Source organism: Rhodococcus sp. ENV425, assembly GCF_002887785.1.
Lineage (GTDB): Bacteria > Actinomycetota > Actinomycetes > Mycobacteriales > Mycobacteriaceae > Rhodococcus > Rhodococcus aetherivorans.
Window position 1 is genome coordinate 1 of the sequence record NZ_PCZU01000253.1, and the last position, 18,928, is coordinate 18,928.

Consider the following 18,928-nt stretch of genomic DNA (forward strand, 5'->3'; position numbering starts at 1 on the left):
GGGCGGCGGTACCGGGTCGATCGCCCCGGGTGCCGGTTGCTTGGGGCCGGCACCGATGGGCACCGCCAGCAGATTGCCTGTGGTGACGTCGACGACGGTCAATTCACCGACGGGCGCCGCACCCGGCTGCACCACGAACAGCCGTTCCTCGTCGAGGCCCGACCAGCCCTCGCCTTCGAGATCCTGACCCGAGGACAGGACGGGGGAGAGCAGCGGGCTCCCCGGTGCACACCGCACGCGGGGGACGCCCCGGTCGTCGACGAGAACGACGGTTCCGGCCTCGAGGACGGACTGCACGGGCACCGCGCGCCCGCCGCGATACTCGTGATCGGTGACCCGGGTGTCCGCACGCAGCAGCACCGGCGTCAGTGTGCGCAGGTATCCCCGGGCGTCGGCGACGTCGAATACGTCGAGCCAGGCCTCCTGCTTGGCCGGGTCCTGCTCGAGCGTGCCGGCGAGCCGCTCGCGGTCGCACAGCTCGCGCTCCAGGCTGCCGCCGTAGAGCCCGGTCCGGTCTCCGGACACCGTCACCGGGCCGTCGTCGGGAACGGGAAGCTCGGCCTGCGGTGCCGGTGGAACGGCGACCGGTACCTGGTCGGGCAGGAGCAGGACGCTCCACGGATGCTCACCGCGCGACGTCGCGAGGTCCAGGCGTACCGGCTCGGTTCGCGACGGACCGTCCGTGGAGCATCCCCCCACGGCGAGCGCAGTCAGCGCGAGTACCATCCCGAATCCGCGCGCAGCGGTGCCGGCGGCCACCCGCCCATGGTAGGCGGAACCCCTCCGCATCTCGGGTGGTTTCGGTCGGCTTCAGCCCTCGGGCGTCAGCCGGAGGCGGGCGATCCGACGGCCGTCCAACTCGCTCACGGTGAGGCGATGGCCGTCGACGGTGATGCTGTCGCCGAGTCGTGGAAGGCGCTGGAGGCGGTGCAGCATGCACCCCGCGACGGTCTCGTAGGGGCCTTCGGGCAGCCCGATCCCGGTGGCGCGTTCGAAGTCCTCGACGATCAGCAGACCGTCCACCTGCTGTGTTTCGGGCTGCGCCGGAGCGGGCGTGACCGAGGCCTGCTCGGTCGGTTCGAACTCGTCGCCGATCTCGCCGACGATCTCCTCGACGATGTCCTCGAGCGTCGCGATCCCGGCGGTGCCGCCGTACTCGTCGACGACGAGGGCGATCTGGTCGTTGTTCCGGCGCATCAGCGACAGTGTCGCGAGTGCCGGTTTGGAGCCGGGCAACGAGAGGATGGGCCGGCACACGTCGGCGACGGTCGAGGCGTTCGCCGGATCGGCGAGCAGCAGGTCGCGCAGGTGCACGAAGCCCACGACGTCGTCGAGCGACGATCCGACGACGGGGTACCGGCTGTGCGTACCCGCCAGCGCCTGTTCGCGCGCCGCCGGGATCGGGGTGTCGGCGGGCAGGAAGTCGACCTCGGTGCGCGGACGCATCACCTCGAGCAGCGATCGCTGTCCGGCGTCGAACACCTCCGCGAGCACCGTGCGCTCGTCCTCCGGCACTGCCGAATGGCCGAGCAGCAGTTCGCGCAGCTCCTCGTGGGTGATCTCCTCGCTCCGGCGCGCCGGGTCGGCTCCGAGCAGCCGGACGAGTCCGTCGGTGGAGACCGACAGCAGCCGGATCACCGGTCGCATCAGGGTGGCGAACCGGTCCAGGGCCGGTGCGGTCAGCAGCGACACCCCGGTGGCCCGCTGCAGGGCGATGCGCTTGGGGACGAGTTCGCCGAGCACCAGGGAGAGGTAGGCGATCACGAGTGTGGTGCCGATGAGGGCGGCGGCGCTCGCCGCCGCGGCGGGCAGCCCCCACGACTCGAGGGCCGGGGCGAGGTTCGGTGCGATGGTCGAGGCGCCGTAGGCAGCGGAGAAGAACCCGGCCACCGTGACGCCGATCTGCACCGCGGACAGGAAACGGTTGGGATCCTTCGCCAGCGCGGCCGTCCGGCGGCCGCGCCGGCCGCGTTCCTCGAGTGCACGAATCTGACTCTCGCGCAGCGACACCAGGGCCAGCTCGGTGCCGGCGAAGACGCCGCCGATCAGGACGAACACCAGGACCAGCAGGATGTCGACGAGCGCCGACCCGGTCATGGCGGCCACCCGGGACCGTCGGCCATGTCGTGTCTCCTCACCGGGAAGACGCGGGATACGGCTCCCAGTCTAGGAACGCGGCGGCGGTTCGGATACCGATCGCACGGCCTCCGGAGGGGGATGTTCCACGTGAAACAGTTCGGGTTCAGGAGGCGGGGAGGGTCTGCATGTCCTCCTGGCTCCAGTAGGCCTTCATGCTCGTGATCCGCGCGTCGTCGTCGAAGGTCATGACGTCGATGACCTCCATGACGAGATCCTGCTCGCCGAGGTGGGTGGTGAGCCGGAACAGGAAGGCCGCGTTGCCGGCGGCGATCTTCAGGGTGAGCAACTCGCCGGTCTGGGTGAGCGGCTCGATCATCGAGTAGAACTCACGCAGGGACGCCTCGGTGGTGCGAACGTCCGTGCCGATCGGGTCCTCGACCGTGGCACCGGGGGCGTAGAGGGCGAGCACCTCGTCGGTGGTCCCTTTCGCGACCGACCGGATGTAGGACTCGACGGTGGCGCGGATCGCGACGGGAGTCGGGGCCATGCGAAAACCTCCGTTGCTAGAACGTGTTCTAGCAACGGAGGTTAGCAGCGCGCGCCGGGACTGGGAATGCCCGGCGTTGCCGCCGCTGCGCCTCGGCCCGCGCACCGGGACCCCCACGCCGGGGGATCAGGCCCCCGCGTCGGCCGTCGGGAGCAGGCGTTCGAGGACGTCGGCGAGGGTGATCAACCCGACCACCCGGCCGTTGTCGGTGACGGTGGCCAGGTGGTTGCGGGTCTCGCGCATGGTGCGCAGCGCCTCGTACACCGGCACCGCCGTCTCGAGGGTCAGCGCCGGGCGCATCAACTCGGCGGCGGTCACCCCGTCGGCGGCGTGCAGGCTGTCGCGCACGTGCACCACCCCGTCGACGTGCCCGTTGCCCCGCACGAGCAACCGCAGGTGCCCGGTGCGCCGGGCGGTGTCCCGGATCTGCGCGGCGTCCGCGTCAGGGGTGACACTGCTCGGGCGGGCGTTGGGGCGGACGATGTCGCCGACGGTGAGGGCCTCGAGTTCGAGCGCGCTGGTCAGGTGCCCGTGGTAGCGCTCGTCGAGGGTGCCGACGGTGGCCGAGTGCTCGACCAGGTGCCGCAACGCATCCGGGTCCTGTCCGGCGCCGACCTGGTCGACCGGGACGACACCGACCCGCCGTAGGCACCAGTTGGCCAGGTGGTTGAGCTGCACGATCACCGGCCGGGTCAACCACATGAACGCGCGCATCGGGAGCGCGAGCATGGTCGCCGACTTCTCCGGGTGCGCGATCGCCCAGGACTTCGGGGCCATCTCCCCGACCACCAGATGCAGGAACGTCACGATGATCAGCGCCAGGACGAAGCCGGCGACGTCGGCCAGCCAGAGCGGAGCGCCCCAGTCCTCGAACACGGGAGTGAGCCAGTGGTGCACGGCGGGCTTGGTCACCGCACCGAGGGCCAGGGTGCACACGGTGATGCCGAGCTGGGACCCGGCGAGCAGGACCGACAGCTCCGAGGCGCTGCGCAGCGCCGCGCGGGCGGCACGGCTGTGCGGGGCGGCGTCCTCGAGGCGGTGCCGGCGGGCGGCGATGAGCGCGAACTCGACCGCGACGAAGAATGCGCTCGCCGCGATCAGTCCGACGGTCACGGCGAGCACGATCCAGGGATTACTCATCGCCGGTCACCTCGCCGTCGGTGCGCACGGTCACCAGCACCGAGGACGGCACGCGCCGGTCGATCTCGCGGACCTCGGCGATCAGCGTCCGCGCCGGGGGTGCGCTCTCGTGCACCAGATCGGCCGGGTCGGGCTCCAGCGGGATCGCGACGGTGTCGCCGACGGCGGGCAGGCCGCCGAACTCGGCGATGACCAGGCCGGCGAGGGTTTCGTAGTCGCCCTCGGGCAGCTCCTGGTCGAGGGTGCGGGCGACCTCGTCGAGGTGCACGTCGCCGCGGATGACCCAGCCCGCACCCTGGCGGGTGATCACCTGCGTCTCGACGGCGGTGTCGTGTTCGTCGGCGATCTCCCCGACGAGTTCCTCGGCCATGTCCTCGACGGTGACGACGCCGGCGAAGCCGCCGTACTCGTCGACCACCAACGCCATCTCCTCCTGCCCCTCGGTCAACCGGGCCAGCACCTCGGGCAGCGGCAGCGTGGTGGGCACGATCACCGCGGGCCGGCACACCGTCCCGGCCGTCCCGGTCGTCGCGTCCAGGGCGAGCAGATCGTGCAGATGCACCACCCCGCGCAGGTCGTCGGCGGAGAAGCCGACGACCGGGTACCGGGTGTGGCCCTCGCTCATCCTCGCCAGCACCCGCGTCACGGGTTCCCCCGCGCGGACGTAGTCCACGCGGGCACGCGGAATCATGGCGTGCTCGGCGGTGCGGGTCGGGAAGTCGAGGATCCGGTCGAGCAGGGTCGACAACTCCGTGGGCAGATCGCCGGCGTCGCGCGATTCGGCCACGATGTGCTCGAGGTCGCGGACGGTGGCCGAGTGCTCCACGTCGTGCACCGGTTCGATCCGCAGCGCGCGCAGCAGCAGGTTCGACGAGGCGTCGAACAACCGGATCAACCAGCCGAACAGCTTCAGGTAGAGCGTGGTGGACAGCGCCAGCCATCGAGCGACCGGCTCGGGCCGCGCGATCGCGAGGTTCTTCGGGAACAGCTCCCCGAAGACCATCTGCACCACGGTGGAGAACAACACCGCCAGCACCGTGCCGACCGCCACCCCGACCGCGGTCGGGATGCCGACACCACCGAGGAGCTCCCCGAGGCCGCTGCCGATGAGCGGTTCGGCGACATAGCCGACGAGCAGGCCGGTCACGGTGATGCCGAGCTGAGCGCCGGAGAGCATGAACGAGGTGCGGCGGGTGACCGACAGGGCGCGGGCCGCGGCGGCGTCGCCGGCTTCGGCACGCGCCTTGAGCCGGGACCGGTCCACCGCCATGTAGGCGAATTCCTGGGCCACGAAATAGCCGGTCACAGTGGTGATGGCCAGGACCACGAGGATGCCGAGTGCGATACCGAGGACGGTCAGCACGGTCGGCTCCGAGGGGCGGTGACGGACGGGGCGTCACTCGGGGGCGGGGAGGGTCTTCGAGGTTTGCGCTTGGCGCGTCTCATGGCTCTCTCTGCAATAGACGACGACTTCCTGTCACAGAATACGACGAATCGGGCCGGCGACGAGTTCCCTCGTGCGGTGCCGACCCGGTCACAGGGGTCCGGCACCGCACGACGACGCGACACCCGGGCGACGACGGCGCGAATACCGCGCCGAAGCCGTCGGCAGTGCTTGGCTGTTCTGGCAGACGGCCACATCGTGAGGAGCCTCGATGAGCGACACCACCGCTTTCCCCCTGCCCGGGCACGCCGGCACCCTGTCCGCCCGGTGCTGGGTCCACGACGACCCGCGGTACGTCGTGCTGCTGTGCCACGGCTACGGCGAGCACGCCGGCCGCTACGAATACGTGGCCACCCGACTGGTCGCCGACGGTGCCGTGGTCTACGCCGTCGACCACGCCGGGCACGGGCTCAGCGAGGGGGAACGCGTCCTGATCGAGGACTTCGAGAAGGTCGTGGACGACTTCCGTCTGCTCGACGTCAAGGCCCGCAGCGAGCACCCCGGCCTGCCGGTGGTGCTCGTCGGGCACTCCATGGGCGGGCTGATCGCCGCCCGCTACGCGCAGCGCTACGGTTCCGAACTGACCGCGGTGGTGCTGTCCGGTCCGGTGCTGGGCCGCTGGCCCGCCCTCGAGGCGATGCTCGCGGCGGAGGAGATCCCCGACGCACCCATCGACCCCGCGACGCTGTCGCGCAACCCGGAGGTGGGCCGCGCGTACGTGGACGATCCACTCGTCTGGCACGGCCCCTTCAAGCGGCCCACCGTCGAGGCACTGCAGCGTTGCCTCGACGCCGTCACCGGGGCAGGCACCGTCGGCGACGTGCCCGTCCTGTGGCTGCACGGCGAGGACGACCAGCTCGTCCCGCTCCCGGGCAGCCGCGAGGGCTGGGCCACGTTTGCCGGACCACGGTCGACGTCGAAGGTGTATCCCGGGGCACGGCACGAGATCTTCAACGAGACCAACCGTGACGACGTGCTCGACGACGTCGTCGATTTCGTGCGTGGGGTCCTTCCGGATCGGGGGTGATCCGAAAGGACACCACGGCGGCGCAGCCGCCTACTTGACCACGTTCACCATCTTGCCCGGTACGACGATCACCTTCCGCGGCGCGGCACCCTCGAGGAGGGCGGCGATCTTCTCGTCCGCGAGCGCCGCGGCCTCGATCGCCTCCCGGTCCGCGTCGGCCGGCACGGTGATACGGCTGCGCACCTTGCCGTTGACCTGGATCGGGTACTCGACCGTGTCCTCGACGAGCCACTTCTCGTCCGCCACCGGGAACGGACCGTGGGCCAGCGACTCGGTGCGCCCGAGCCGCGACCACAGCTCCTCGGCGAGGTGCGGGGCCACCGGGGCCAGCATGAGCACGAGCGGCTCCACCGCCGTCCGCGGCGCCCCGTCCGGGTACGCCTTGGTGAGGTGGTTGGTGTACTCGATCAGCTTGGCGATGGCGGTGTTGTCGCGCAGGCCCGCGTAGTCGTCGGACACGCCCGCGATCGCCTTGTTGAGGGCGCGCAGCGTCTCGTCGGTCGGTTCGGCGTCGGTGACCCGCAGCGCGCCGGTCTCCTCGTCGATCGCGGCCCGCCACACCCGCTGCAGGAACCGCTGCGCCCCGACGACGTCCTTCGTCGCCCACGGCCGGGACTGGTCCAGCGGGCCCATCGACATCTCGTACACACGCAGCGTATCGGCTCCGTAGTCGTCACAGATCTGGTCCGGCCCAACGGAATTCTTCAGGGACTTGCCCATCTTCCCGTACTCGCGGTGGACTTCCTCACCCCGGTGGAAGAACTTCCCGTCGCGCTCCTCGACCTCGTCGGCGGGCACGTACACGCCGCGCGAATCGGTGTACGCGTACGCCTGGATGTAGCCCTGGTTGAACAGGCGCCGGTACGGCTCGGACGAGGGGACGTAGCCGAGGTCGAACAGCACCTTGTGCCAGAACCGCGCGTACAGCAGGTGCAGCACGGCGTGCTCGACACCGCCGACGTACAGGTCGACCCCGCCGGGGTCGTGCGGGCCGTGGATCTGCGGGCGCGGACCGGTCCAGTACGCCTCGTTCTCCTTGGCGCAGAACTCGTCCGGGTTCGTCGGGTCGATGTAGCGAAGCTGGTACCACGAGCTGCCGGCCCACTGCGGCATGACGTTGGTGTCGCGGGTGTAGTGCTGCAGCCCGTCGCCGAGGTCGAGTTCGACGTTCACCCACTCGTCGGCCTTGGCCAGCGGGGGCGACGGCTCCGAGCTCGCGTCCTCGGGATCGAACGACACCGGCGCATAATCCTCGACGTCCGGAAGTTCCACCGGCAGAGCAGATTCCGGCAGAGCGTGCGGGTTGCCGTCGGTGTCGTAGACGATGGGGAACGGCTCTCCCCAGTACCGCTGCCGGGCGAACAGCCAGTCCCGCAGCTTGTACTGGATGGTGCCGGTGCCCGCACCCGACTCCTCGAGCTTCGCGACGACCGCCTTCTTCGCGTCGGCGACGCTCAGCCCGTTCAGGTAGCCGGAGTTCACGAGCGCCCCGTCGCCGGTGTACGCCTCCTCCGAGATATCTCCGCCCGCAATCACTTCCACGATCGGCAGGCCGAACGCGGTGGCGAACTCCCAGTCGCGCTGATCGTGGCCGGGCACGGCCATGATCGCGCCCGTGCCGTACCCGGTGAGCACGTAGTCCGCGATGAACACGGGCAGCGACTGCCCGTTCACCGGGTTGACTGCGTAGGCGCCGAGGAAGACGCCGGTCTTCTCCTTGCTCTCCTGCCGCTCGAGATCGGACTTCGCGGCGATCGACGCCCGGTAGGCGGCGACGGCCTCGGCCGGGGTGGCGGCGCCACCGGTCCAGCGCTCGTCGACACCCTCCGGCCATGCAGAAGCGACGATCTCGTCGACGAGTGCGTGCTCGGGCGCCAGCGTGACGTAGGTCGCGCCGAACAGCGTGTCGGGGCGCGTGGTGAACACCTCGATCGTGGCATCCGGACGGCCGGCGGCGGATTCCCCGGCGCCTGGCTCGCCCCGGACGGCGAACGTCACCTGCGCCCCGTGCGAGCGCCCGATCCAGTTGCGCTGCATGGTCTTGACCTTCTCGGGCCAGTCCAGGTACTCGAGGTCGTCGATGAGGCGGTCGGAATAGGCGGTGATCCGCATCATCCACTGCTGCAGGTGCTTGCGGAACACCGGGAAATTGCCGCGCTCGGAGCGGCCCTCGGCGGTGACCTCCTCGTTGGCCAGCACCGTGCCCAGACCCGGGCACCAGTTGACGAGGGAGTCCGAGCGGTACACCAGCCGGTACTCGTCGAGGGCGGCGAGCCGCTCCGCCTTCGACAGCGACGCCCAGTCGCGGCCGTCCGCGAGGGTGCGGGTGCCGGCGGCGAGCTCGGCGGCGAGCTCGTCGATGCGGCGCGCCTTGTTCTGCTCCGGGTCGTACCAGGCGTTGTAGATCGTCAGGAAGATCCACTGGGTCCAGTGGTAGAAGTCGACGTCCGTCGTCGCGACCGAGCGGCGCTCGTCGTGGCCCAGCCCCAGCCGGCGCAGCTGCCGCTGCATGTTCTCGATGTTCGCCTCGGTCGTGGTGCGCGGGTGCGTGCCCGTCTGCACCGCGTACTGCTCGGCCGGCAGCCCGAACGCGTCGTAGCCCAGCGTGTGCAGGACGTTGTGGCCCAGCATGCGGTGGTACCGGGCGTACACGTCGGTGGCGATGTAGCCGAGGGGGTGACCCACGTGCAGGCCCGACCCGGACGGGTAGGGGAACATGTCCTGCACGAACAGCTTGTCCTCGGGAACGTCGCCGGCGAGCGGGCCGACCGGGTTCGGCGCGTTGAACGTGCCGCGCTCACGCCACAGATCCTGCCAACGCCGCTCGATCCGGCCGGCGAGATCGGCGGTGTATCGGTGTTGCGGGGTGGCGTCGGACGACGGTGTGGAGGGCTGCGCAGGACGAGTCACGGTGGTCGCTATCTACTTGGCTGACGTCATTTACCTCCGACCAGGGTAGAGCCTGGTCCGACCCGGCCCGACCAGCGGCTGTGCCTCCCACGTATCCTCGAGGGGTGCTGATCGTCGCCATCGTCTTGTTCGTGCTCGCTCTCGCCGTCGGCGGGATCGCCGTCGCCGGACTGACCGGGCGGCTGCCGCGTAACCGGTGGGCGGGCGTGCGCACCGCCGACGCCCTGCGCGACGAGACGACGTTTGCCCTGGCCAACAAGGTCGCCGCCCCCAGTCAGCTCGGTGCGGCAGGCCTGCTCGTCCTCGGCGGCGTGGGCGCGCTCGCGCTCGATACGGTCCCGGGTCTGATCGCCGTCGTGGGTGCCGTGATCGCGGCCTTCTTCACCGCCGGTGTGGGCGGCTCCATCGGCGCCCGCGTCGCGGCGGCCAGCGCACCGGCCGAGACCGCCGGGTGCGGCACGTCGTGCGGGGCGTGCAGCCTGCGCGGCGCCTGCGAGCCGACCGCCTGAGCGCAGCGCACGGCGCAGGGTGACCGCCTGAGCGCGGTTCCCTCCGGTCGAGAGGTTCTCAACCCCGCGTCCGGGGGAGATACTGACAGGGTGACTCCGGCACTGGCCGGTGCCCGGCTGAAGTCGACGATCCGCGACGCGGCCGCCGCGGCGACGGACTCCGCCGAGTTCCGGGAGGTCGTCCTGGACGCGATCCGCGCCCGGGTGCCGTACGACGGGGTCTGTCTGGCCACCATCGATCCCGCGGCTCTCGTCCCGACCACACTGACGACCCGCGGATACGAGGTTCCGCAGGCCTATGCGTCCGCCCTCGAGTTCGAGTACGGCGAGGATCCCCAACCGGGCCGGTTCGACTCGCTGCTGCACCGGGAGGTCCCCATCCGGACGCTCCGCGAGGTGACCGGCAACCGCGTCAGGAGCAGCCGGCAGTATGCCGAACTGCTCGCGCCCTACGGGATGCAGGACGAGGTACGCATGCTCTTCCGCGGCCGCGACGGAGCCTGCTGGGGCGCGTGCACGATGAGCAGGCGGCCCGGCCCGGAGTTCGCCGACGAGGAGCTCGAGACCCTGGGCACGGTGCTCACCGACATCGGGGAGGGGTTGCGCACCACCCTGTTCCGCGACGGCACCCGCACCCCCCACCCCGGCTCCGAGGGACCTGCCGTCGCGATCGTCGGCCCCGACGACGAGTTCGAGTCGATCACCGTCCCCGCACTCGAGTACTTCGAACGGCTCGGCTGGGGGCCGCCCGGCAGGCCCGTGCCCACCGCGCCCGCGGTGTCGGCAGCACTGTCGCTGCGGCGATCCGGGACGGATTCCGCGGTCTTGCGGGCCCGCACCCTCGACGGTGAGTGGGTCGTGATCCGCGTCGGGCGGTTCGACGGCGAGCACCCGCCGCGGCGCGTGCTGATGACCGTGGAGCGGGCGCAACTCCCGGAGATCGTGAGCCTGGTCGCGGCAGCGCACGGGCTGACCCGGCGCGAGTCGGAGGTACTCACGCAGGTTCTCGCCGGCAGGACCCGTCACGAGATGGCCCGTGTCCTGGGCATCAGCCCGTACACGGTGCAGGATCACCTCAAGGCCGTGTTCGCCAAGACCGGCGTCAACAGCCGCGCGAGTCTCGTCGCCAAGCTGGCCCACACCGAGTACGTACCGCGCCTCGGTCAGCGCATCGGCCCCGACGGCTTCTTCACCGAACGACGTTCCCCGGAGCCGGCATCGGCCCCGAAGAGCTGAACCGCGCGCCCCTCGGCGACTCGGCCTGCGAAGCTCATTCCCAGCGCCGCACGCGCCGGTAGCGAGGGTTCCACCAGAACCGGTGCACGAGCCGCAGCGGCACGGGCAGCTCGCTCAGCACGCGGCGGGCCTGCTCGGGGGTGGCCCCCTCGACGACGTACGGACCCAGCTGCGCGATGTCGCTGTAGGCCAGTTCCTTGACGGCGGCCTTGGACAGCGCCTGCCATTCCTGCGCGGTGATCACCTCCTTGATGAGCGGGAACGCGTCGCGCTCCTCGTGCGCGAGGTGCGACTGCAGCAGCGCCACGAGGTCGTCGATCCGATGCGGCACCTGCCGCGGGCCGTGCTCCCGGTCGTCGAACGCGTCCTCCAGTGCGGCGAGCGTGGGATCGATGAGGGAGTGCTCGGCCTCCATGTCGTCGAGCACCGCGAGGTCGTCGGGGCGGTCCGCGAGCTTGCGGCGCATCAGCGGCCAGATGTGGGTGTCCTCGATCCGGTGATGGTGGTGCAGTTCCCGGCTGAAGCCGCGCCACCCGACGAGCAGGGCGTCGTGCGTCTCGTCGTTCTCGGTGCCGTAGGTCTGGGCCACGTGCGCCAGGCGCGTGGCGTCGCGGCGGAACGCGGCGTGCAGCAGCGTCATCACGTCCATGTCGTCGTCGGTCAATGCAGTGGACTTGGTGGTGGTCATGTCGTCGACCTCGATCCCGTCGTGCTCGAACCCTTGCTTTCGAGCGTGCGACCGGCGAGGGCGGCGCTCAATCCCACATTCGGGGGAGATCGGGAGGCGGGCGGCGGCGGTTCGCCGTTCCCTACGCTGGGCCCGTGCCCCCCCGCCGCGTGATCGACCCCGCCGGGGCCCTGTTCGGGCTGGGGCTGCCCCTCGTCGCCGCCGGGGCGGCGCTGCTGCTGCCACGACTGTGGGAGTCGCGCCTGCCCCCGCGGATCGCCACGCACTGGTCCGGGTCGGCACCGGACGGATTCTCGGACCCGGCGTCGTTCTCGTGGACGATGGCGCTGGTGATCCTGCTGGTCGGCGGCGGCTGCAGCGCGATCGCGGCGCTGGCCCCCGCAATGCTGATGATGCGGCGCTACATGCTGGTGCTCGGTCTCGGGGTGACCGGCCTGCTGTTCACCCTGTGCGCGACGGTGCTCGTGGGCCAACTGGACGCGCCGGCCGAACGGGCGCAGCTGCCGATGTGGAGCATCGGGGCGGGCGTCGCGCTCGGCGTCGCCGTCGGGATACTCGGGGCGTCGCTGCTGCGGGACCACCGGGTCCGGCGATCCGCCGTCGCCCGCCCCGATCCGGCGTTGCCGCGCGGCCCGGTCGAGCTGCCGATCGTCGAGCAGGTCGGCACCGGAACGCGCACCACCCTCGTGCTCGCGGCGCTGGTCCTGGCCCCCGCGGTCCTCGTGTGCGGCGCGGCGCGCAGTTGGTGGCCGCTGGCGATCTTCCTGCCGGTCGCCGTGCTCGTGCTGAGCCTGCTGCGGTTCCGCGTCGTCGTCGACGACACGGGCGTGCGGGTGCAGAACCTCGGGATGACCGCGGTGGACTACGGTCTCGACGAGATCGTCGGCGCGAAGGTCGCTCACGTGCGTCCCTTCCAGGACTGGGGCGGGTGGGGACTGCGCGCCAAGGGCCGGGGCCGGTACGGCCTCGTCACGATCACCGGTCCCGCGCTGGTGGTCACCGTCGCCGGAGGGCAGGAGTTCACCGTCACCGCGTCGCAGGCCGAGCGCATGGCCGGCGCGCTCAACACCCTCGCCGATCGTCGCTGACCGGTGCGATCCGAGGACGCGGGCTACGCGAACAGCCCGCGCGTACGCGGCTGATCCGGTCTAATGGGAGCGATTGCCGACGAGTACGGAGGCCGACGTGAGCCATCGGAAGCAGTTGCACCCAGACGGAGTCCTCGAACCGGCGTACACCGGGCGCATCGACAGTGAGCCGGTTCCGGCGCTGCGGCTGCCGAAGCACTCGATGGATCCGGGGGAGGCGTACCGGTACATCCACGACGAGCTGATGCTCGACGGCAGTTCGCGGCTGAATCTCGCCACCTTCGTCACCACGTGGATGGAGCCGCAGGCCGATGTGCTCATGGCCGAGACGTTCGACAAGAATCTCATCGACAAGGACGAGTACCCGGCGACCTCGGCGATCGAGGAACGCTGCGTGGCGATGGTCGCCGACCTGTTCCACGCGCCGGGACTGTCCGACGTCGATCCGGCGTCCGCGACGGGTGTGTCCACGATCGGCTCGAGCGAAGCGGTGATGCTCGCGGGCCTGGCGCTCAAGTGGCGCTGGCGGGCCCGGCGGCAGGCGGCGGGCGAGGACACCTCACGTCCGAATCTGGTGCTGGGCAGCAATGTTCAGGTGGTGTGGGAGAAGTTCTGCCGCTACTTCGACGTGGAGGCGAGGTACCTGCCGATGGAACCCGGCCGCTACGTGATCACCCCCGAGCAGGTGCGGGAGGCGTTGGACGAGAACACGATCGGTGTCGTCGCGATCCTCGGCACCACGTACACCGGTGAGCTCGAACCGGTGGCCGAGATCGCCGGGATGCTCGACGACGTGGCCGACGCGGACGGTCCCGACGTGCCGCTGCACGTCGACGCGGCGAGCGGCGGATTCGTCGTGCCGTTCCTGCATCCGGAACTGGAGTGGGACTTCCGGGTGCCGCGGGTGGTGTCGATCAACGTCAGCGGGCACAAGTACGGCCTGACCTACCCTGGCATCGGGTTCGTGGTGTGGCGCGACAAGGAGTACCTGCCCGAGGACCTGGTCTTCCGGGTCAACTACCTCGGCGGGGACATGCCGACCTTCACCCTGAACTTCTCCCGGCCCGGGAACCAGATAGTCGGCCAGTACTACAACTTCCTGCGGCTCGGCCGCGACGGGTACCGCCGGGTGATGAAGACGCTACGGTCCACCGCGAGCCGGCTGGCCGAGCAGATCGCCGGGATCGAGGGGATGCGCCTGATCTCCGACGGCACCGCCATCCCGGTGATCGCGTTCGAGCTCACCGGGGATCCGGGCTTCACCGTGTTCGACGTCTCGCACGAGCTGCGGACACACGGCTGGCAGGTGCCGGCCTACACGATGCCGGCCGACGCCCAGGACGTGGCGGTCCTGCGGATCGTGGTCCGGGAGGGGTTCAGCGCCGACCTCGCGCGGCAGCTGTTCGCCGACCTCGCGCGGGTGTGCGGCGAGTTGCGGAAGGAGGGACCGCTCCGGCACACCAGCGAACAGCACTTCGCGCACTGACCGCCGGGTCACTCAGTTCCGCTCGACCTCGATGGGGTGCGTGGCCAGCAATGCGAGCGGTAGCGGCTGCCGGCGCAGCACCCGCGCCCACAGGTCGACTCGCGGCGGTCCGAGGATGTCCTGGGGGAGGGCGGAGATGACCATCCAGTCGTCGTTGCGGAGTTCGCCATCGAGCTGGCCGGCGCTCCACCCGGCGTAGCCGGCGAAGATGCGGATGCCTTCCACGAGCGGGCCGATGACGGCCGGGTCGGAGTCGAGGTCGATCATGACCACCCGCCCGTCGATCCGGCGCACCCCCGGCACGCCCTCGACGGAGACGCCGACGCGCAGCGTGCCCAGGCACAGCGCCGAGTCGCGCCGGACGGGGCCGCCGACGTAGAGCGCCTTCGGATCGGCGCTGAGCGCCGTCCACTGCGGCAGCACGGCCTGGACCGCGGTGTCGCTGGTGCGGTTGAGCACCACGCCGAGGCTGCCCACGTCGCCGTGCTCGATGATGTAGACGACCGTTCGCCGGAAGGTCGGCTCGACGAGGTCGGTGGCCGACACGAGCAGGGTTCCGGGCCGGACGGCCGGTGTCGCCGGTGCCGTGCGGTCCTCGGGTTCGTCCTGATGCTGCGCCACCCCGACATCATCCCACCGTCGCCGACGGCGCGTGGCGGCAAGGCGGGGGAGTTGTTCAGGACAGCCCGACGGTCTCGGCGAGCACCGCGAGGTGATGGTCGAACAGCTGCCCGGGGTCGGTGAAGGTGTCGGTGCCGTACTGGCCGAAGACCTCGAAGTTCACGGCCCCGAACAGGGCGGCCCAGACCAGTACGCCGCGCGCGAGGACGGCGTCGGGAACGCCGGTGCCGAGTTCGGCGCGGATCCGGCCCAGGTCGGCGGTGAGGGTGTCCGGCACGGCGACGGTGGTGGGGATCTGGAGGGTGCCGGCGGCGTGGGCGTCGTCGAGGATGCGGACGAGCCGGACGACGACGCGGGTGCCCGGACCCGTGGTCCGCTCGGCGGGGGCGTGGTAGCCGGGGACCGGGCTGCCGAACAGCAGGGCGTAGCGCGCGGGTTCGCGCAGCGCCCAGGCGCGCACCGCGTGGCCGAGCACGCGGAACTGCTCGGCGTGGGCGTCCGCGGCGACGTCGGCGAGCGCACCGTCGACGGTGTCGGCGAGTTCGGTGTAGCCGTCGACGACGAGGAGGGTGAGCAGTTCGTCGCGGCTCGCGACGTAGCGGTACACCGCCGAGGAGACGACGCCGAGGTCGCGGGCGACGGCGCGCAGGGACAGCGCGGCGGCGCCGTGGGTGGCGAGGTGTTCGCGGCCGATCCGCAGGATGTCTGCCATCGTCTGCTGCCGGGCGCGGGCGCGGGGGGTTCCGGTCATGTCCCTCACCCTGCCAGATGTGCGAGCACCGTCAACAACAGTGAGCAGTGCTCTTGACTTTGCCCACCCGGGGGCGCATCGTGGTGTCAGAAAGAGAGCAGTGCTCACATTTCGAAGGAGCTGATCACCATGTCGAATCTGCAGGTCGTCACCGGAGCCGGGCCGGTCGGCTGGACCGTCGCCGAACAACTCGCCGACCGGGGCCACCGCGTCCGCGTCCTCACCCGGTCCGGCAACGGCCCCGAGCACCCGCTCGTCGAACGCCGCCGGGTCGACGTCTCCGATCCCGCCCGGCTCGGCCCCGCGCTCGAGGGTGCCGGTGCCGTGTACCACTGCATCCACGGCTCGGCCTACCGCGCCGACACCTGGGAGCGCGAACTGCCGGCGGCGGAGAGCACGGTCCTCGAGGCGGCCGGGCGCACGGGCGCGGTGGTGGTCTTCCCCGAGAGCCTGTACTCCTACAGCGAACCGGACCGGGTCATGACCGAGGACTCGCCGCGCGCGAGCACCACCGGCAAGCGGGGCGTGCGGGCCCGGCTGCTGGACCGCCGCGCCGAAAGCGCCACCCCGACAGTGAGCGTGGTCGCGTCCGACTTCTTCGGCCCCCACGCCCGCACCGCCCACGCGGGCGAGCGGATGGTGCCGGCCATCCTGGCCGGGCGCAGCCCCCGCGTGCTCGGCTCACCCGACGTGCCGCACTCGTTCACGTACGTGCCGGACCTGGCCGCCGCCATGATCGCGGCCGCGGCGAATCCCGCGGTGTGGAACCGGGTCCTGCACGCTCCCACCGGTCCGGCCGGCACGCAGCGCGACCTCGTCGCCGCGTTCGCCGCGGCCGCGCAGGTGCCGGCTCCGAAGGTCGGCACGATTCCCACCTGGATGCTGCGCGGCGCCGCGCTGGTCAACCGCGACGCCCGCGAACTGACCGAGATGCTCTACCAGTTCACCGATCCGTTCGTCATGGACTCCGCGTACAGCGAGGAACTCCTCGGCCTGCGCCCGACGCCGCTGCCCGCGGCCGCGGCCGCGACGGTGCGATGGTGGCGCGAGCGGTGACACTCACTTCCCGGTCTGGGAGGCGGCCGCCCGCTCGTCGAGGTCCGCGAGCGTGATCGGGTGCCGCGGGGGCTCGTCGACGACGACGGTGCGGGTGACCCGGAGCTCGCCGTCGACGTGCAGCAGCTCCCCGCAGCGCAGGTCCGACCAGCCCGGATCCTCGTCCATGCGCTCGCTGGCGACCACGACCGCCGGGTGCCGTGCCAGGTGGCCCGAGCGCACCCGGACCGTGCCGGCCTCGCTGGCATGCTCGAGATGGCGGCCGCCGTGCGGGCCGCCGGCGGGACGCTCGAGGACGAACAGGTCGTGGGTGTCCGGATAACGCAGCGCCCACAACTGCGTCGCGGTCGTGAGCACGACGTTCAACGCGTAGACGGACAGATTCTCGGCGGCCCACCGGACCGCGGCGGTCAGCCCCGCGCCGACGTCGCCGCCGTGCTCGTCGATGCGACGGGTGACGAGCGCGAAGAAGCGCTCCGAGTCCGTCTCGCCCGTCACCAGGTCGCGGTACGGGCCGAGCTCGGCCTCGAGCCGCGGCAGATCGCCGAGGACGCCGTTGTGGGCGAACAGCCGCCCGCGCTGCTCGAACGGGTGCGTGTTGCCCACGTCCAGGCCTCCCGTCGAGGCGAACCGGATGTGTGCGAGGAACGTCTGTGACCGCCGCTCCTTCGCCTCCGTGGCGAACGCGCGGTCCTCGTACGCCGCCAGCGGCTGCTTCTCCACCACCGGGCGGCCGTCGTCGGTGAACGTCCCGAGCCCGGTGCCGTCCGGTTCACGCCGGCTCTGCCGGGCGAGCGAATCCGATGCGTCGAGCAGCCAGAAGGTGGCGTGCACCCGGTGCGGCGCGGCGGTCAACCCGAACAGTCGGCACATGACGGGACGTCCCCTCTTCCGGAAGTTGCCGGTTGCGCCGAGGGTAGGCCGGAAAACCTCGCCGGGGAGGCGGAACCGTCGTCGCGGGGCGACCCCGCACCGGACGGATAGTGTCGGACACTGTGCGGGAGTCGAGACGGCAGGCGTGGCGATCCACGGCGACGGCTCTGCGCCGATCGCCGGGACTGGCGCGGCTGACGGTCGTCCGCTTCGCCAGCCAGTTCGGGGACGGACTGTTCCAGGCCGCCCTCGGTGGGGCGATCCTGTTCAATCCGGAGCGCCAGACCGATCCCGCCGCGATCGCCGCGGGATTCGCGGTGTTGCTGCTGCCCTACTCGGTGGTCGGGCCGTTCGCCGGCGCGCTGCTCGACCGCTGGGACCGCCGGCTGGTGCTGCTCGCCGCCAATGCCCTGCGCGGCGTGCTCATCCTCGCCATGTCGGCGCTGCTCCTCACCGGCGGCGGATCCACCGCGCTGCTGCTGCTCGCGCTCGCCGCCGTCGGCGTCAGTCGCTTCGTGCTCGCCGGGGTGTCGGCGTCCCTCCCGCACGTCGTGCGCCAATCATGGCTCGTACCGGTCAATTCCGTGCTCGCGACGGTAGGATCGGGGATCTCTGCCCTCGGGGCGGGCATCGCGGTCACCACGATCGGCCTCGTCGGGGAGGGCGACTTCGGCTCCGGGGTGGCGGTGGCGCTCGGCGTCTCGGGCTCCGTGGTCGCCGCGCTCGCCGCCGGCGGCTTCGCCCGTCATGCGCTCGGTCCCGACCGTGCCGTGCTGCGCCACCCGATCCGGGCCGTCGCCGCCGGTCTGCACACCGGTGCCACGGCGGTGTGGGAGGCACCGGGGGTCACGGTCGCGATGATCGGTATCGGTGCGCACCGCATCGTGTTCGGCATCGACACACTCATCATGGTGCTGGTGCTGCGCGACGCCGACGGGGCCACGCTGCCGGGCGGGCTCGTCGGGTTCGGCGTCGCCGTGGGCGCCACCGCCGCCGGGATGCTCGTCGCGGCGGTCGCCGCCCCGCTCGTCATCCCGCGCCTCGGCCGGCCCCGCACCGTCGTCACGGCACTGATCTGCGCGGGCGTCGTCCAGCTCGTCCTCGTCACCGGGTTCGACGAGACGGGACTGCTCGCCGCCGCGTTCCTGCTGGGTCTCGTCGGTCAGACCATCAAGCTCACCGGGGACGCCGCGATGCAGATCGAGATCGACGACGCCCGTCGCGGGCAGGTCTTCGCCCTGCAGGACACCGTGTTCAACATGGCGTTCCTCGCGGCGATCGTCGCGGGCGCCCTGGTCGTCGCGCCCGACGGCCGCAGCCCGGCGCTCGCGCTCGCCGGGGTGGCGGTGTACGTCGCCGGTCTGGTCGCGGCGACGACGATCCGGCGGCTCCGCATGTGAGTCTCCGCGGTTTCGGGCGCCGGATTTGTTAGGTTCTCCGGGGCATTTCCCCGAGTATCCGGAGGAGAACGCG

17 protein-coding genes are annotated in these 18,928 nt (G+C 71.3%); 7 read left to right on the forward strand and 10 right to left on the reverse strand.

All coding sequences use genetic code 11. The features are described from left to right. The 5 genes from CQZ88_RS22165 to CQZ88_RS22185 all read right to left on the reverse strand — a co-directional run. Positions 1-759, reverse strand: a 759-nt coding sequence (locus CQZ88_RS22165) for a DUF6777 domain-containing protein (protein ID WP_102800318.1), incomplete at its 3' end; no start/stop codon positions are given. A gap of 51 nt (positions 760-810) precedes the next feature. Next, entirely contained in the window at positions 811-2,097 is a 1,287-nt protein-coding gene (locus tag CQZ88_RS22170; protein ID WP_029546769.1) for a hemolysin family protein, read from the reverse strand. A 145-nt stretch (positions 2,098-2,242) separates the two neighbouring features. Then, the gene (locus CQZ88_RS22175; protein ID WP_006934380.1) at positions 2,243-2,626 is read right to left on the reverse strand and encodes a nuclear transport factor 2 family protein; all 384 of its coding nucleotides are present in this window, start codon (positions 2,624-2,626) and stop codon (positions 2,243-2,245) included. Between the two features lie 126 nt (positions 2,627-2,752). Next, complete coding sequence (locus CQZ88_RS22180; RefSeq protein WP_029546770.1) at positions 2,753-3,766, reverse strand: hemolysin family protein; 1,014 nt, start codon at positions 3,764-3,766, stop codon at positions 2,753-2,755. Beyond that, complete coding sequence (locus CQZ88_RS22185) at positions 3,759-5,129, reverse strand: hemolysin family protein (RefSeq protein ID WP_102800319.1); 1,371 nt, start codon at positions 5,127-5,129, stop codon at positions 3,759-3,761. The genes CQZ88_RS22180 and CQZ88_RS22185 overlap by 8 nt, the downstream gene beginning before the upstream one ends. Positions 5,130-5,421: 292 nt before the next feature. Between CQZ88_RS22185 and CQZ88_RS22190 the strand changes: the two genes are divergently transcribed. After that, positions 5,422-6,237: an alpha/beta hydrolase gene (locus CQZ88_RS22190; protein ID WP_029546772.1), complete on the forward strand. Its 816-nt coding sequence runs from the start codon at positions 5,422-5,424 to the stop codon at positions 6,235-6,237. A gap of 30 nt (positions 6,238-6,267) precedes the next feature. On the opposite strand, the gene leuS is transcribed toward CQZ88_RS22190, so the two are convergent. Beyond that, positions 6,268-9,147 carry a leucine--tRNA ligase gene (gene leuS, locus CQZ88_RS22195; RefSeq protein WP_102800320.1) on the reverse strand — a complete coding sequence of 960 codons (2,880 nt, stop codon included), beginning with the start codon at positions 9,145-9,147 and terminating at the stop codon, positions 6,268-6,270. 104 nt (positions 9,148-9,251) lie between these two features. Here leuS and CQZ88_RS22200 point away from each other — a divergent pair, with 104 nt between their 5' ends. Beyond that, positions 9,252-9,656 carry an SdpI family protein gene (locus CQZ88_RS22200; protein ID WP_006934385.1) on the forward strand — a complete coding sequence of 135 codons (405 nt, stop codon included), beginning with the start codon at positions 9,252-9,254 and terminating at the stop codon, positions 9,654-9,656. Positions 9,657-9,746: 90 nt separating this feature from the next. Continuing rightward, entirely contained in the window at positions 9,747-10,892 is a 1,146-nt protein-coding gene (locus CQZ88_RS22205; RefSeq protein ID WP_102800321.1) for a response regulator transcription factor, read from the forward strand. A gap of 34 nt (positions 10,893-10,926) precedes the next feature. Here the strand turns inward: CQZ88_RS22205 and CQZ88_RS22210 are convergent, their stop codons facing one another. Continuing rightward, complete coding sequence (locus tag CQZ88_RS22210; RefSeq protein ID WP_029546775.1) at positions 10,927-11,580, reverse strand: hemerythrin domain-containing protein; 654 nt, start codon at positions 11,578-11,580, stop codon at positions 10,927-10,929. Positions 11,581-11,714: 134 nt separating this feature from the next. Here CQZ88_RS22210 and CQZ88_RS22215 point away from each other — a divergent pair, with 134 nt between their 5' ends. Both CQZ88_RS22215 and CQZ88_RS22220 read left to right on the forward strand, forming a co-directional pair. Then, complete coding sequence (locus CQZ88_RS22215) at positions 11,715-12,668, forward strand: DUF1648 domain-containing protein (protein ID WP_102800322.1); 954 nt, start codon at positions 11,715-11,717, stop codon at positions 12,666-12,668. Between the two features lie 97 nt (positions 12,669-12,765). Continuing rightward, entirely contained in the window at positions 12,766-14,154 is a 1,389-nt protein-coding gene (locus CQZ88_RS22220) for a glutamate decarboxylase (RefSeq protein ID WP_102800323.1), read from the forward strand. Positions 14,155-14,166: 12 nt separating this feature from the next. Here the strand turns inward: CQZ88_RS22220 and CQZ88_RS22225 are convergent, their stop codons facing one another. Both CQZ88_RS22225 and CQZ88_RS22230 read right to left on the reverse strand, forming a co-directional pair. Next, positions 14,167-14,775: a YqgE/AlgH family protein gene (locus CQZ88_RS22225; RefSeq protein WP_006934398.1), complete on the reverse strand. Its 609-nt coding sequence runs from the start codon at positions 14,773-14,775 to the stop codon at positions 14,167-14,169. Between the two features lie 55 nt (positions 14,776-14,830). Then, positions 14,831-15,526: a TetR/AcrR family transcriptional regulator gene (locus tag CQZ88_RS22230; protein ID WP_102800324.1), complete on the reverse strand. Its 696-nt coding sequence runs from the start codon at positions 15,524-15,526 to the stop codon at positions 14,831-14,833. A 129-nt stretch (positions 15,527-15,655) separates the two neighbouring features. On the opposite strand from CQZ88_RS22230, the gene CQZ88_RS22235 reads away from it, so the two are divergent. After that, positions 15,656-16,582 (forward strand): NAD-dependent epimerase/dehydratase family protein, encoded by a 927-nt coding sequence (locus tag CQZ88_RS22235; RefSeq protein ID WP_102800325.1) that lies wholly within the window; start codon positions 15,656-15,658, stop codon positions 16,580-16,582. Positions 16,583-16,585: 3 nt separating this feature from the next. On the opposite strand, the gene CQZ88_RS22240 is transcribed toward CQZ88_RS22235, so the two are convergent. Beyond that, positions 16,586-17,455 (reverse strand): class II glutamine amidotransferase, encoded by an 870-nt coding sequence (locus CQZ88_RS22240; protein ID WP_102800326.1) that lies wholly within the window; start codon positions 17,453-17,455, stop codon positions 16,586-16,588. 122 nt (positions 17,456-17,577) lie between these two features. On the opposite strand from CQZ88_RS22240, the gene CQZ88_RS22245 reads away from it, so the two are divergent. After that, a complete protein-coding gene (locus CQZ88_RS22245; RefSeq protein ID WP_102800327.1) occupies positions 17,578-18,855 on the forward strand; it encodes an MFS transporter in 1,278 nt (425 codons plus the stop codon). Positions 18,856-18,928: the final 73 nt, after the last annotated feature.

Coding starts and splice junctions, on each gene's coding strand:
- CQZ88_RS22170 (WP_029546769.1), bottom strand. CDS start 2,097: ATGACCGGGTCGGCGCTCGTCGACATCCTGCTGGTCCTGGTGTTCGTC.
- CQZ88_RS22175 (WP_006934380.1), bottom strand. CDS start 2,626: ATGGCCCCGACTCCCGTCGCGATCCGCGCCACCGTCGAGTCCTACATC.
- CQZ88_RS22180 (WP_029546770.1), bottom strand. CDS start 3,766: ATGAGTAATCCCTGGATCGTGCTCGCCGTGACCGTCGGACTGATCGCG.
- CQZ88_RS22190 (WP_029546772.1), top strand. CDS start 5,422: ATGAGCGACACCACCGCTTTCCCCCTGCCCGGGCACGCCGGCACCCTG.
- CQZ88_RS22210 (WP_029546775.1), bottom strand. CDS start 11,580: ATGACCACCACCAAGTCCACTGCATTGACCGACGACGACATGGACGTG.
- CQZ88_RS22230 (WP_102800324.1), bottom strand. CDS start 15,526: ATGACCGGAACCCCCCGCGCCCGCGCCCGGCAGCAGACGATGGCAGAC.
- CQZ88_RS22235 (WP_102800325.1), top strand. CDS start 15,656: ATGTCGAATCTGCAGGTCGTCACCGGAGCCGGGCCGGTCGGCTGGACC.
- CQZ88_RS22240 (WP_102800326.1), bottom strand. CDS start 17,455: ATGTGCCGACTGTTCGGGTTGACCGCCGCGCCGCACCGGGTGCACGCC.